Consider the following 13,950-nt stretch of genomic DNA (forward strand, 5'->3'; position numbering starts at 1 on the left):
GGTGTTAATAATTAGAACATATACATTTAGGTGGTAGTAAATGAGCGATAAGGAGAGAAAATAAGTGATTCAGTACATGTTGGAAGATGGTGTACATTATATTATGAGTGCAGTGACATAACTAGGAGGTTTCCACTATGACAGCTTTATTTAAAGCTATGGAGTTCCAGCTGAAAACTGAACGACTTGATCTGAGTATGTGGGAGGAATCCGATTCAGTCTGGATGAGAAAATTAATTGGCGAACGTGGTGTGGATATGCCAACCCTTGACGCCGTTCGTAGCATGCTTATAGAGATGCGTAAGAGAGCAGGCGAAAATGGCATTTCCCTTCTCACTATTCGCCGACGAGACGAAGGTGATTTCATCGGATACTGTGGCTTGATTATCGGTCGTTCCACACTGGAAGAGCCGGAGATCGCATACGAGTTGTTCCGCAGTGCTCATGGCAAAGGCTATGCGACTGAGGCAGCATCTGTTGTGCTGGACGCTGCGATTGCTACGGGGCGCCACAGACTTTGGTCGACTGTAGGCGCTTGGAATGTTGCGTCCTTCCGGGTGTTAGAAAAGATAGGATTTAAGAGGCATCACAGTACGTGGGACGAGCGCGGTGAGATTGTTTGGAACGTACGCGACCTTTAGAAATCCCGGACCTAACTCGAAACTATTGAAAAGGAGAAGAGGTCATTAGTTTGGGCAAGAATCCAGATAAAGATAAAATAACTGATTTATAATTCAAATAGTGACAAACTATAACTGAAGCATGTCCTCGAAAGCGGAGTGTTGCCTTCGCACCGAGGCTATGCCCTCCCCCAAAAACCAATCGAACGTTTCAAGTTATATATCTTTATTATACTGATTAAACTAAATATTTATTGTTTACTTATTTCATTCATTATGTAAATAAAAAAGGATAGTTAGCCCTCATAATGGACTAACTATCCTATAGATTATTATATGAATTTAATAAAATCGAGGTCTTCTTTTATATATGATTAATATATAAGCTATAGATTTATCATTTTTCAAACCGTATATGAACGAACTTCAACATCTTTATTAAATTTACAATCCGCATCATAATTCGTGTACTTCCATCCCAATCTTTATTTGTAGGTATATGTTTAAAGAAAGGGGAGCAGCTTAATATTTTTATGTTAGAAGACCACTTTTCTATTGTCTTTGGATTATTTACGTAAAAATACATCATAGCGCCGTTATTACCAGCTTTTTTTACAGTAGCATTCGAAAGTGTCAGTGCGAACTTTGATTCGGCATCAAAATATAACTCTCCTCCAGGAAAACGTTTTGCCATAGCGACAAATATCTCCTTCAGTTCTTCTTCTTTAAAGTAATAAAACACACCTGCTGATATAAAAAGAATACCGTCTTTTGGATCATATTTTATATCGTTGAACCAAGAAGTGTCAAAAAATGATTTGGCAATGCTTATATTTCGTGGTGTATCTTCAATTAATGTTTTGCGGAAAGCGATCGCATCAGGCAAATCAAGGTTATACCACTGTATAGTACCGTTATCAATTCTTGAAAAAGTAGTGTCTAGTCCAGAACCGATATTTACTATAGTAGCATTCGGATGTTTTCTAATAAATTGTTTAATAGTATCGTCTATTTTTCTTGCACGGGTAATGTAAGTGATACATCCATATTCGCCAAATGTATCTGCTATTTTAGAGAAATCAAAGTCGCATTCTTTAATAATCCGAATAGCTTCCGTATCATCTAAAATATCCTTGTTTTTCTCACTACCATATGCTCGTCCCCATAGTGGAATAAGCATAGTACTTTGAACTGATTGTAAATCTATTTCTTTAACCATGAAACGTCCTCCATTTAATAATAAAAAAATATCATATATATATGATTAGTCGTTATTTAGCATTTTTGATAGCATTTTATTTGTTTTATACAGTCCGTAAGTTAAATCACGTTGATCTTCTTCACTGAGTTTTTCAAGATTACTAGTGAAATTATTATAAATTTGTTTCCATCTTTCATAATGTACTTTTTCAGCTTTATCTGTTAAGGAAATTAAAACAGCTCGTTTATCTACTGTATCTTGTTTTTTTACAATGTATCCGTTTTGCTCTAAATTACGAACGGTTACACTTAATTGTTGTTTAGGTATGTTTAAATAACTAGCAATCATTTTTAAATTTACAGCGACTTTTTGCTGGGCAATATACTCAACTATGTGTTGCTCTAAATGTGTAAATTCAGTGGATTTCTCTGATAATAATTTGAAAGTACCTGACATATTTAATAATAAATTCATGTATTCGTTTATTAATTCTTTATTAGTCATTATTTTTCGTGTCCTTTATCAATTTAGTAATTATTTTATTACTATTTTTACTTAAAATCAAATAATAACATTGATATTAGTAATTGTTTATTTACTAATATCAATGTTATTTAAATCGTGAGCGATGCATTAGAGGAAAAGTTAAAGTTTTTTATGAGCGGTGAGTAGAAAGATTATAAAATATTACTTTATACATAAAAAACTAATGAAGCCAATGTCTTTTTCAGTCATTATACTATTAATAATTTTATGGTAAAATCTTTTACATAATGAAATAAAGGGGTAGTATTCTATGGGTTATTTCTCAAATAGTTTATTAGTTTTGTTTGTTCTTATCGTATGTAGCTGTATGATTTTTGGTTGATAATATAATGATGGATTGATATAAAAGAATGTATCTCACAAAGATGAGATACATTCTTTTTCTTATAATTGTAATTTAGATTCAGTATTTGGTGATGGTTGAAATGTATATATTTTATACTCACCATTAGTTGATATATTAAACAAATATTAAATAGAGAAATATATATGGTACCAATCTTATTAAGTTCCTTATGTTTTTAAAGAGAAGGAGTTTCATTTTTTCTTATTGAAGTATTGTTCTAGTCAGTTTAACGACGGTCAAAATTTTTTTGGAATAAAACAAAAAGGATGATAGGGAGTATTTACATGAAACCTATTTTAAATTACACGATTGAACCCCCTAAAGATTTCAATGAATTATTAACTATGTATGAATCTTTAGGATGGAATTCTCTTGAATTATCGGTTAATGAGTTAGAGCAAATGTGTAAGCAAAGTTGGTATGTGATATATGCTTTTAAAGAGCAACAATTAATTGGGATGGGACGAGTAATATCAGATGGTGTAATAACGGGCATTATTTGCGGTGTATGTGTAATGCCAGAGTATCAGTCCATGGGCGTTGGAAAGGAAATAGTGGAACGATTAATCCGGCACTGTGAACAAAAACGAGTTATTCCACAACTTATGTGTGTTGAAGATTTAAAATATTACTATGAATCAATTGGATTTGAGGAATTTTCGATTGGTATGACGAAACATATTAAACGATAGCGAGGCTTTGTAATTTAGAATTACTTGTTTATCAGGCCAATTTTTAGATTTCAAAAATTTCATTATAAAGGAGAATAATGTTATGGAGATTGCTAAAGGGGTAGAGATGTTACATCTTGAATTTCAAGAGTATATTATTCACCCAATTCTTTTATGGGATGATGAAATGGCAGTTTTAATAGATACTGGATTTCCTGGACAAATTGAAGATATACGAATAGAAATGGGTAAGGTTGGAGTATCGTTTGATAAACTAAAAGCCGTGATTTTGACGCATCAAGATATAGATCATATAGGTAGTCTTCCTGAACTATTACAAAACTGTGGAAGTAATATAAAAGTCTATGCTCACGATCTAGATAAGCCATATATCGAGGGGGAGTTACCTTTGTTGAAGGATGCACAAGTACAGAATCCACCAAAAGGAAAAGTGGATGATACTTTGGTTGAAGGCCAAGAACTTCCATATTGCGGTGGTATTCTTATTATTCATACCCCAGGGCACACTCCTGGTCATATTAGTTTATATTTGAGACAAAGTAAAACTCTTATCGCTGGGGATTCAATGTATAGTGTAAACGGAACTTTAGGGGGAATTCATGCCCCAACTACTTTGGATATAAAAGAAGCGCAAAATTCTTTGAAGAAGTATTTAAATCTAGAAATTGATTCTGTAGTTTGTTACCATGGTGGATTAAGTAAGGGGAATATAAATGCACAAATTCAAAAGCTGTAGATAAGAATTTTTTGTTAATCGGTGCTAAAGTATAATTTAATTGCTAGTATATAAATAAAACCCTTAAATTAATAAAGAGCATGTTTGAAGGAATTTCAAATGTGCTCTTTATTAAATATAATCAATTTAATTTTGATGACTTAATCCATTCCAATAAAACGAAACGATTTCTTTTGCTAATTCATCTATATTTGCAAGAGTAGGATTGTGATTCTCATCTTTAAAATTCCCGATTGATAATAAAGCGACGAAAGCATGGGCAGCAAATTTAGGATTTCCTTTAGGAATTTCTCCAAGGAGAATTGCGTTATCTAGCGCTTTTTCCAACACTTCATACATGTTATCCTCGGCATTTTTTAATTCCTTTAATTGCTCTTCAGATAAAGAAAGTTTTGCATCTTTCATAAAATTATTCATATCAATATCCATCGTTGCGTGTAAGTATACTGTAGCAAAGTTCAATAATCTTTCTTCCAAAGTTTTATTCGTAGAGAGTATTTGATCCATATTTTCTCTTATGCGCACCATCATTTGAATCATAGTAGCGGTAAATAGATCAGCTTTTGTTGAATAGTAATAGTAGACAGTTGCTTTTGTAACTCCACATTCTTTCGCGACCTCATCCATTGAAACAACTTGATAATTTTGAGTGAGAAATAACCTAGTTGCAACTTCTAAAATGATTTCTTTTGTAGACTTTGTATTTTTATTTTGACGAGGCCTTCCGAGAGGACGTTGTTTTTGATCCAAATACATTCGCTCCTGACATTTATTATTGAGATAATTATAACATAATTTTTTAATCATTCTTGATTAATTAACCGACCAGTATATATAATTAATATTGGAGGAAAAAAGGAAGGTGGGGTTTTATGAAAAAGCACCCGTTACATATGTTAGGGAGGCTTGTAGCAGGGAAGAATACGCAATGGATAACTTTATCGGTATGGATTCTTATTACATTAGTACTTTCATTTACGTTACCACAAGTAAACAGTACGAAAGAACCAAATCCGAAAAATTTACCTGAAACAGCTATGTCACAGCAAGCTGAAGCACTTATGAAAAAAGAATTTCCTAATAATGCAGGAAACCCGTTGTTAGTTGTATGGCATCGGGATGGTGGATTAGAGTCAAAAGACTACAAATTAATACAGGACGTTTATAAAGAGTTAAAAACGGACCCTTTAAAAGAACAATCATTGTTACCACCATTTGATACAATTCCAGAGCAAGTATTATCAAAAAGTGCATCAAAAGATGGTACATCATTTGTCACACCAATATTTTTTAATAAATCTGCTGGAACGGATATATTAAAAGGTAATTTAGAAGAGTTACGAAAAATAGTGAATAGTAAAGTGGATGAAGATCCGTTCAAACAAAAAATTACCGACTCTGGTTTACATGCTCGATTATCTGGACCTGTAGGTATTCAAACGGATGCGGTAAGTTTATTTAGTCAAGCTGATGTGAAATTATTAGTTGCTACTGTACTACTAGTATTGGTTTTATTAATTTTACTGTACCGTTCACCAATTTTAGCAATTTTACCTTTACTCGTTGTTGGTTTTGCATACGGAATTATCAGTCCGACACTGGGCTTTTTAGCAGACAATGGATGGATTAAAGTAGATGCACAGGCTATATCGATTATGACTGTCTTACTGTTTGGAGCAGGAACGGACTATTGTTTATTTCTTATTTCAAGATATAAAGAGTACTTGCTAGAAGAAGAAAGTAAGTATAAAGCATTGCAACTTGCGATAAAAGCATCAGGTGGAGCAATTATAATGAGTGCACTTACTGTAGTATTAGGGTTAGGAACGTTATTACTTGCTCATTATGGAGCTTTTCATCGATTCGCAGTTCCATTTAGTGTGGCTGTTTTCATTATGGGAATCGCTGCTTTAACGATTCTTCCAGCATTATTATTAATTTTCGGTAGAGTTGCATTTTTCCCGTTCATACCGAGAACAGCTGAAATGAATGAAGAGTTTGCAAGAAAGAAAAAGAAAGTAGTAAAAGTAAAAAATACTAAAGGGTTCTTTAGTAAAAAACTTGGGGATATTGTTGTACGTAAACCGTGGACAATTATTATGCTAACCGTATTTTTATTAGGAGGCTTGGCTTCATTTGTACCGCGTATTCAATACACGTACGACTTATTAGAATCATTCCCGAAAGATATGCCATCACGCGAAGGATTTACATTAATTACGGATCATTTTTCAGCTGGAGAATTAGCGCCAGTAAAGATTGTAGTTGATTCAAAGGGAAAAGATTTACCTATTAAACAAGAAATAGAGAAATTATCTTTTGTTAATAAAGTGAAAGAGCCAATGAAGGGAAAAGAAAATAATCAATTGCAAATGTATGAAGTTTCTTTAGTGGAAAACCCATACTCAATTGAAGCATTAGATCAAATCCCTAAATTGAAAAATAGTGTAGAAAAGGTATTAAAAGATGAAGGAATTAGTCAAGCTGAGAATCATTTATGGATTGGCGGAGAAACAGCTTCCTTATATGATACAAAGCAAATTACTGAACGGGATGAAGCGGTTATTATTCCGGTTATGATTAGTATCATCGCTTTACTTTTACTCGTGTATTTACGTTCAATCGTTGCGATGATTTACTTAATTGTAACTGTCGTTTTATCTTTCTTCTCTGCATTAGGAGCAGGCTGGATTTTACTGCATTTCGGTATGGGAGCTCCCGCGATACAAGGTGCGATACCGTTATATGCATTCGTATTTTTAGTTGCCTTAGGGGAAGATTATAATATCTTTATGGTTTCAGAAATATGGAAGAATAAAAAGAAACAAAATCATTTAGAATCAGTTAAAAATGGTGTTATACAAACAGGTAGTGTAATTACATCCGCAGGTTTAATTTTAGCAGGAACATTTGCAGTATTAGGTACATTGCCAATTCAAGTTTTAGTTCAATTCGGTATTGTGACAGCAATCGGTGTATTGCTAGATACATTTATTGTAAGACCACTGCTTGTACCTGCGATTACAGTCGTTTTAGGACGCTTTGCTTTTTGGCCAGGGAAACTTTCTAAAAAGAGAGAAGAAGTAAAAAAATTGGATATATAATAGAGAAGAGCCAAGGATATTTTCCTTGGCTCTTCTCTATGTAGTTCATTAATTTTTTGAAGTCAAATCATCAGTTACAACGTGATCAGCATCTTCAATGGTTGTTTCGGGCATTCCATATAAGCCGTTCATTGCTTGTTCTTCGATATTAAGATTTGCAGTATTATTATTTTGAATAGATGTAGTGTTTTCGATAACATTTTCTTTTTTATTTACATTTTTGTCATTCATGTTTGAATCCTCCAAACGTCATTTGATTTATTAATAGTATGTGGATGGATTTCCAGAAATATGTGAACGAATTTCTGCAGATGTTATATAGTTAAATAAAAAGCTTAGTATTAAATTTAAACTGTAAGGAGTGAACAAGTGTGGTGAAAACAAGAAAGTTAGCCTTCTAAAATAAAAATAAAATTTTAGGAGGCTATTAAAATGAAGTTTCATGTAATTGACAGAGAAAATTGGAATAGAGAGCAGTATTTTGAACATTATTTAAAATTAAAGTGTTCGTTTAGTATGACAGCGAATGTTGATATTACGATGATGCTAGAGGAAATACATCAAAAGGAAATTAAATTTTATCCGACTTTTATTTATGTAATTTCTAGAGTGATAAATAAACATACAGAATTTCGAACATGTTTTAATGATGAAGGAGTTTTAGGGTATTGGGAGGAAATGATACCTAGTTATACAATCTTTCATAAAGATGATAAATCTTTTTCAAGTATATGGACGGATTATTCTAGCGATTTCCACATTTTCTATAAAAACTATGAAGAGGATATGAGATGTTATGCTAATGTTCATGGTTTCTTCACGAAAGAAAATATTCCGCCAAATATTTTTCCGATTTCTGGTATACCTTGGACTAGTTTTACAGGATTTAATTTAAATATTAATAATGATGGTGATTCTTTATTACCAATTATTACTTGTGGGAAATATTTCAATGATGGAAGCAGGGTTATGCTACCTGTTTCATTGCAAGTACATCATGCGGTTTGTGATGGATATCATGCGAGTCGATTTATAGAGGATTTACAGGAGCTAGCTAATACTTGTAACGAGTGGCTTAAGTAATATCTAATTATTAATTATATAAAATTGAAAATGAATAAGCGTTAAAATAAAAAGAAGAGAACATATGTATATTACATGTTCTCTTCTTTTTATTCATTCATATTAAGTAACAGTGGAAAATATAGGTTGATTTGTAGTTTAATAGTAAAGAGAGTGATTAGTTTTAAATTTCTTTATTTTATAATTATTTAAGGGTTCAAATGTTTTAATAGGGGGAAGGTAAAGTGAAATTCATACGTATTGAAAAAGATGAAATCCTAATTAATAATATGGCAAAATTGTATTGTAAAGCATTTGAGAAAACAAATTTTACTGAAATGATTGAGAGAATGAAAAGACATATAGAATATGCAGATTTTAAAGGTATAGTAGCAATAAATGATGAAAATGAGGTAGTTGGTTTTACTTATGGTTATCGCTCATTAGAAGGGCAGTACTATAATCAATTAATGAGAGAAGCGTTAAATCTAGAACAAGCAGACGAATGGTTACAAGATTGTTTTGAATTTGTAGAGTTAGCAGTTCACCCACAATATCGAAATGAAGGTCTTGGAAGGAAATTACATAATGAATTATTAGAAGGGATTTCAAATAGAACGAGTATTTTAACAACACAAATAAACAATGAAAAAGCGCGTTCTTTATATAAAAGATTGGATTGGGTGGATGTATTAGAGCCATTTCACCCAAGTAAAAGTGATGCCCCATATGTAATAATGGGAAAAATATTAAAGACAAAAGTAAATTAATAACTATATCGTTCACAAAAGTTATCGGTTTATAACAATGAAGGGGAAAACAAAAATGACAATAATATCTATAGAAAAAGCTACAATTTTAGATGCTGAAAAGTTAACAGAAATAATGAAAAGAACATTTGATGAAGAAGCAAAGCGATGGTTATACGGCCAAGGCGATGTAATTGATTATAACATTCAACCGCCAGGATATTCTTCAGTTGAAATGATGAAATATTCAATTGAAGAATTGGATACTTACAAAGTGATAATGGATGAAAAAGTAATCGGGGGAATTATAGTTACGATCTCTGGTAAATCGTACGGAAGAATCGATCGTATTTTTGTAGAGCCTTTTCTTCAAGGAAAAGGAATTGGATCGCGGGTTATTAAGTTAATAGAAGAAAAATTTCCGAACATAAGGATTTGGGATCTTGAAACATCTAGTAGACAAATTAATAATCATCATTTTTATAAAAAAATGGGCTATGAAATAATTTTTAAATCTGAAGATGAGTATTGCTATGTAAAAAGAAAAAATGTAGATGCAGTTGGAGAGAACCTAATTAAAAATAAAGATATGAAAAATGGTCAATACGAAAACTGTAATTTGGTTAATACAGAATATTATCAAGTAAATTTAAAAAATAGTGCATTTGTTGGTAGTAATATAATGCATATGAATATGAGTAATTGTAATATAAGTCAATCAACCTTTAGAAATATTAATTTTAGAAATTCCTCATATGCAGATTTAAATATTTCTGGCAGTAAATTTAATTTTGTGACTTTAGGTGGAGTTCAATTTAGAGATACAAGCCTTGGAGGGGATAAAGATCCTATTTCATTTGATAGATGTGATTTGGAAAGTACTACAATACGTAGTAGTAATCTGAAAAATATTGAAATAGAAAATTGTGATATTACCGGTATGAAAATAAATGGTATTTCAGTAGAAGAACTGCTTGAGTTGTATAATAGGGTGAAAAATTAAATAAAAAATCACTTAGCATATTCTAAGTGATTTTTTCATTTTGAACGAGAGGGAATATAAGAGATGATGTTCAAAAAGCGAATATTATATCGAAATAATTATATAAAAATAACACAAAGAAATAAGGGTTGGCAGGATTTTAATATGGGATATTAGAATATGAATGTTTGAATGGAGGGGAGAAAGATGGAGATTAACGTTAGAGCAGTAGAAATACAAGATGCTAGAGCAATTCATCGTATATGCATACAAGATGATGTTTTACCTTATATGGTTTTCTTACCTAGTATGCGTGTAGATGCAATGGAGAATAGAATTCGAAATTTAGCACAGAATCAATTTGAATTTGTAGCAGAATATGATGGAGAAGTTGTTGGATTTGTCGGTTTAACCCAAAGTCCAGGGCGAAGATCTCACTCGGGTGATTTATTCATCGGAGTAGATAGTGAGTATCACAATAAAGGAATTGGAAAAGCACTTCTTACAAAAATGCTTGATTTAGCTGATAATTGGCTAATGTTAGAACGAGTGGAACTTGGTGTATTAGAAACGAATCCTAGAGCCAAAGTATTATATGAAAAATTTGGATTTATCGAAGAGGGTGTAAAGGTTGGGAATTTGAAGGCTCATGGGAATTTTGTTAACGAAATCATGATGAGTCGTTTTAGACCAAATGGTTTGATTGTACATAATAAATAGGGGTGTAAATTGAACAGAAATATCGATTTGTTTTGAAAAAAGTATGGCAAAAGGACGCCATGCTTTTTTCAGTTTATTAAAAATAAAGAACAATTTTTATTTAAAGGATGTTTTAAAGGATGAAGCATTAGGAATCATCTCAATCCGGAAAGCATATGACTTAATAGAATCTATTTCTATGTGCAAGGGGAATGCATATGTGGAAATTTCAAAAACCTTGAAAAAACGATTGCATAAGTATATTTAAATTTTATTTATTTTCATACATAGTATAATTGAGCATTCAAGGAACAAGGAGTGATTGTAATGTCGACAGACCAACCTATTCCTGGACATTTTATTATGGACCCACAGCGAGCTATGCTGTTGCCACCGGAATTGAAAGCAGCTCCATCTGAATCATTAACAGAACAATTATTTATTGAACGATCTATAACTGAAAATAGATTTTGGTTACGTATTATGAAAGAGCATGCTTTGTTTGAGGGGTTTAATCGTAACGATAAAAATTTAATTCAGCAAGTAGAACAGTTTTATAATCAGTTTGATAGGCAGCTGCAAAAAGCATTTACTATTCCACAAACTGTTCAAGCGGAAGGCAATTAAATGAAGAGAGCATTCAGTTAGTGTATGCTTTTCGTAATTATAAAAGAAACTTACTAATTTTAATCATCAATTGTAAAGTGAAAGGGTTTAATTTTCCACTTTTAGTGGATCATGTTGCACGAGAAGCGGAATATTTTATGCGGACACTTCAAAAGTTTAATGAAGGCAAGATGGATCCTATTCAAGATGTGATTATTAGCGAGAATGTTTTCTGGTTACGAATTATGATGGAACACTCACGTTTTATTGCTTCATTACTGGATCAATCGGAGAGAAATCTTGTTCATACAGCGTTGAAATTTGGAGATGATTTTGAAATTCTTCTTAATCAAGCTAGAGATGTTGAATCGATGTTATATCAAAAAGAACCGACATATCCGATTATAGGAAAAATGAATAAAGATAGTGAAAATGCTACTGTTGAGTTAAGGAATTTCAAAAAAGCAGGATTAGAGTTAATTCAAACATGCCAAATTCGAAATGTCATAAATCCATTGCTTGCTGATCATGTTACAAGAGAGGCAGAGCATTTCCTCTTTATGATTCATGTATTGGAGCAAAGGCTAAAGCAAAAGCAGGTGGAACAATCTCCGCAATAATAAATAAACAAGGAAAGCATGGCAAACTAATGTCATGCTTTTCTTGTTTATCCCGCTATTTGTCGGCAGTAAAACTCCCATCTCAAAATTTGGCTGGATCAAAGAAGTTATGAGGGAGAAAAACTGTCCGTAAACGCCCTATTGGTGAAGGCTAATAATCAGCGGGGGATGAACAAAACCCCCACTGATTAAAGTTTCACTTTATAAATTGTGATTTGATTGTTTCGGTTGTAATAAAAATAATGCTAATCCAATGAAAATAAGTAGAATTCCTAGTCCTTGCTGTAAAGAAATTGTTTCATCTAAAATGAAATAGGCTAAAATACAAGTTCCAATTGTCTCTCCTAAAATACTCATCGAGATAACAGTAGCGCTCATCCATTTTAATAACCAATTAAAAATTGTTTGTCCTAAAATCGTTGCAATGAATGCAAGACCTATAAAGGACCACCATGTTTGTGCAGTGTAATTGAAGAAAGATGACTGCTGTGTGTAAGCAAATATACCGAGAAAGAGTGAACTACTGCCATAACTAATTACCGAGTACGGTATTAGGGATAGGTCTTTACGAACATATTGACTAATGAAAAAGTAAGCTGTTATGACGCCAGCAGCAATAAAAGCTAAAATATCGCCGTATAAAGCCTCGCCACTAATTTGAAAATCTTGCCATCCAATCACGATACTTCCTGAAATTGCAATAAGGCAGCCTATAATCGCACCTTTCGTAAACCGTTCCTTAAATAAAAAATAACCACCGACCATTGAAAATAAAGGTTGCAACGTTACGATAACTGTAGAACTTGCTATGGAAGTATACTGTAATGATTCAAACCATAGTACATAATGAGCTGCTAGAAATAATCCAGATAAGAGTCCAAATCCCCATTGCTTTTTTGATAATGAGCGAAGTTCGCTTCGATTGTTTGTATTAAATATTAGAAACGGTAAAAGAATTACCGTAGCAAACAATAATCGATAAAAAGCAGTGATTGCTGCAGGGGCATCGGCTATTTTTACGAAGATAGCTGAAGTAGATAAGGCGAACACGCCGAAAAATAAGATGAAATATGAAAGAATAGGTGATTTCAAAGTTTGTCCCTCCGATTGGTTGTTTATTATAATGAACTGTATATAATATAATGTACAAAAGTTAGTATATAAGCCTAAGATGAAATAAGGAAGGATTAATTGCCACTGTTTAGTATGTCAGCACAAAAGGGACAAAAGATGTATTATGATGGACGAAAGGAAGTTGTAACAATGATTCATTATCGGCTAGGTCAAACTGTTTTAAGTTATCGTAAGAAAAATAATATGAAAATTCGTGAATTTGCTGATTATGCAGGAATCAGTACTTCACTTATTAGTCAAATTGAAAGAGGACATGCCAATCCTTCTTTAAATGTATTGGAATTAATAGCGAAAGCATTAAATGTACCGCTGTTTACTCTTTTTATTAATGATATCGATACAGACTCACTTATTTCTAAGAAGAAAGATCGGAAAAAAGTATATCGAGAAAATAATGATCATATTGTTTATGATGTGTTAACACCAGATTTTATGAAAGCTCGCATTGAAATGTTAATGATGGATTTAAACGGATATGCAAATACAACAGAAAGTCACTATTCCCACGAAGATAAGGAAGAAATTGCAGTTGTAATGAAAGGGGAAGTGTATGTGGAATTGGAAGGGAATGAATATTTTTTAGAAGAAGGAGATGTTGTGCGTATTCCACCGAACGTGAAACATAGATTTTTGAATAAGAGTGATGAAATGAATCACATCTTATTTGTATTAACACCTTCGTTAAGCTAAGGAAGTAGCTTAAGGATACATACTAAGTGGTAACATAATAGAAAGTATCAATTACATAAAGATTCGCGTGTATAATAAAACAACTATCTATAAATACATACACATTTGATTTTCACTTTGTATGTTTAAGAAGATGAGAGATTTGACAAAAAAATAAGATATT

General features: G+C 32.3%; 14 protein-coding genes and 1 pseudogene. 10 read left to right on the forward strand and 5 right to left on the reverse strand.

Annotation, left to right across the window (positions count from 1 at the left end; all coding sequences use genetic code 11):
- The first annotated feature begins 137 nt into the window (after positions 1 to 137).
- Complete coding sequence (locus QCI77_RS11915) at positions 138 to 641, forward strand: GNAT family N-acetyltransferase (protein ID WP_002012819.1); 504 nt, start codon at positions 138 to 140, stop codon at positions 639 to 641.
- Between the two features lie 376 nt (positions 642 to 1,017).
- On the opposite strand, the gene QCI77_RS11920 is transcribed toward QCI77_RS11915, so the two are convergent.
- Complete coding sequence (locus QCI77_RS11920; RefSeq protein WP_353824946.1) at positions 1,018 to 1,839, reverse strand: class I SAM-dependent methyltransferase; 822 nt, start codon at positions 1,837 to 1,839, stop codon at positions 1,018 to 1,020.
- Positions 1,840 to 1,884: 45 nt separating this feature from the next.
- Positions 1,885 to 2,325 (reverse strand): MarR family winged helix-turn-helix transcriptional regulator, encoded by a 441-nt coding sequence (locus tag QCI77_RS11925; protein WP_002127325.1) that lies wholly within the window; start codon positions 2,323 to 2,325, stop codon positions 1,885 to 1,887.
- Between the two features lie 672 nt (positions 2,326 to 2,997).
- Between QCI77_RS11925 and QCI77_RS11930 the strand changes: the two genes are divergently transcribed.
- Together QCI77_RS11930 and QCI77_RS11935 are read left to right on the forward strand one after the other, a co-directional pair.
- Positions 2,998 to 3,405: a GNAT family N-acetyltransferase gene (locus QCI77_RS11930; protein WP_353824947.1), complete on the forward strand. Its 408-nt coding sequence runs from the start codon at positions 2,998 to 3,000 to the stop codon at positions 3,403 to 3,405.
- An 82-nt stretch (positions 3,406 to 3,487) separates the two neighbouring features.
- On the forward strand, positions 3,488 to 4,141 hold the full coding sequence (locus QCI77_RS11935; RefSeq protein ID WP_113768934.1) for an MBL fold metallo-hydrolase: 654 nt from the start codon (positions 3,488 to 3,490) through the stop codon (positions 4,139 to 4,141).
- 126 nt (positions 4,142 to 4,267) lie between these two features.
- Here the strand turns inward: QCI77_RS11935 and QCI77_RS11940 are convergent, their stop codons facing one another.
- Positions 4,268 to 4,891: a TetR/AcrR family transcriptional regulator gene (locus QCI77_RS11940; RefSeq protein ID WP_002085667.1), complete on the reverse strand. Its 624-nt coding sequence runs from the start codon at positions 4,889 to 4,891 to the stop codon at positions 4,268 to 4,270.
- A gap of 122 nt (positions 4,892 to 5,013) precedes the next feature.
- Between QCI77_RS11940 and QCI77_RS11945 the strand changes: the two genes are divergently transcribed.
- A complete protein-coding gene (locus tag QCI77_RS11945; protein WP_113768935.1) occupies positions 5,014 to 7,245 on the forward strand; it encodes an MMPL family transporter in 2,232 nt (743 codons plus the stop codon).
- A gap of 48 nt (positions 7,246 to 7,293) precedes the next feature.
- On the opposite strand, the gene QCI77_RS11950 is transcribed toward QCI77_RS11945, so the two are convergent.
- Positions 7,294 to 7,476: a DUF4021 domain-containing protein gene (locus tag QCI77_RS11950; RefSeq protein ID WP_002012828.1), complete on the reverse strand. Its 183-nt coding sequence runs from the start codon at positions 7,474 to 7,476 to the stop codon at positions 7,294 to 7,296.
- 201 nt (positions 7,477 to 7,677) lie between these two features.
- On the opposite strand from QCI77_RS11950, the gene catA reads away from it, so the two are divergent.
- From catA to QCI77_RS11975, 5 genes and pseudogenes are all read left to right on the forward strand, one after another.
- A complete protein-coding gene (catA, locus tag QCI77_RS11955; RefSeq protein ID WP_033715754.1) occupies positions 7,678 to 8,328 on the forward strand; it encodes a type A chloramphenicol O-acetyltransferase in 651 nt (216 codons plus the stop codon).
- Between the two features lie 224 nt (positions 8,329 to 8,552).
- Entirely contained in the window at positions 8,553 to 9,077 is a 525-nt protein-coding gene (locus QCI77_RS11960) for a GNAT family N-acetyltransferase (protein WP_113768936.1), read from the forward strand.
- A gap of 37 nt (positions 9,078 to 9,114) precedes the next feature.
- On the forward strand, positions 9,115 to 10,059 hold the full coding sequence (locus QCI77_RS11965; protein ID WP_353824948.1) for a GNAT family N-acetyltransferase: 945 nt from the start codon (positions 9,115 to 9,117) through the stop codon (positions 10,057 to 10,059).
- A gap of 186 nt (positions 10,060 to 10,245) precedes the next feature.
- Positions 10,246 to 10,758 carry a GNAT family N-acetyltransferase gene (locus QCI77_RS11970; protein ID WP_002168410.1) on the forward strand — a complete coding sequence of 171 codons (513 nt, stop codon included), beginning with the start codon at positions 10,246 to 10,248 and terminating at the stop codon, positions 10,756 to 10,758.
- 306 nt (positions 10,759 to 11,064) lie between these two features.
- Positions 11,065 to 11,963, forward strand: a pseudogene (locus tag QCI77_RS11975) (DUF2935 domain-containing protein).
- Positions 11,964 to 12,164: 201 nt separating this feature from the next.
- On the opposite strand, the gene QCI77_RS11980 reads toward QCI77_RS11975, so the two are convergent.
- The gene (locus tag QCI77_RS11980) at positions 12,165 to 13,055 is read right to left on the reverse strand and encodes a DMT family transporter (protein ID WP_002168408.1); all 891 of its coding nucleotides are present in this window, start codon (positions 13,053 to 13,055) and stop codon (positions 12,165 to 12,167) included.
- Between the two features lie 114 nt (positions 13,056 to 13,169).
- Here QCI77_RS11980 and QCI77_RS11985 point away from each other — a divergent pair, with 114 nt between their 5' ends.
- Complete coding sequence (locus tag QCI77_RS11985; protein WP_353824949.1) at positions 13,170 to 13,787, forward strand: helix-turn-helix domain-containing protein; 618 nt, start codon at positions 13,170 to 13,172, stop codon at positions 13,785 to 13,787.
- The last annotated feature ends 163 nt before the right edge of the window (positions 13,788 to 13,950 follow it).

This window comes from Bacillus cereus group sp. MG9 (assembly GCF_040459995.1).
Taxonomy (GTDB): Bacteria; Bacillota; Bacilli; order Bacillales; family Bacillaceae_G; genus Bacillus_A; species Bacillus_A mycoides.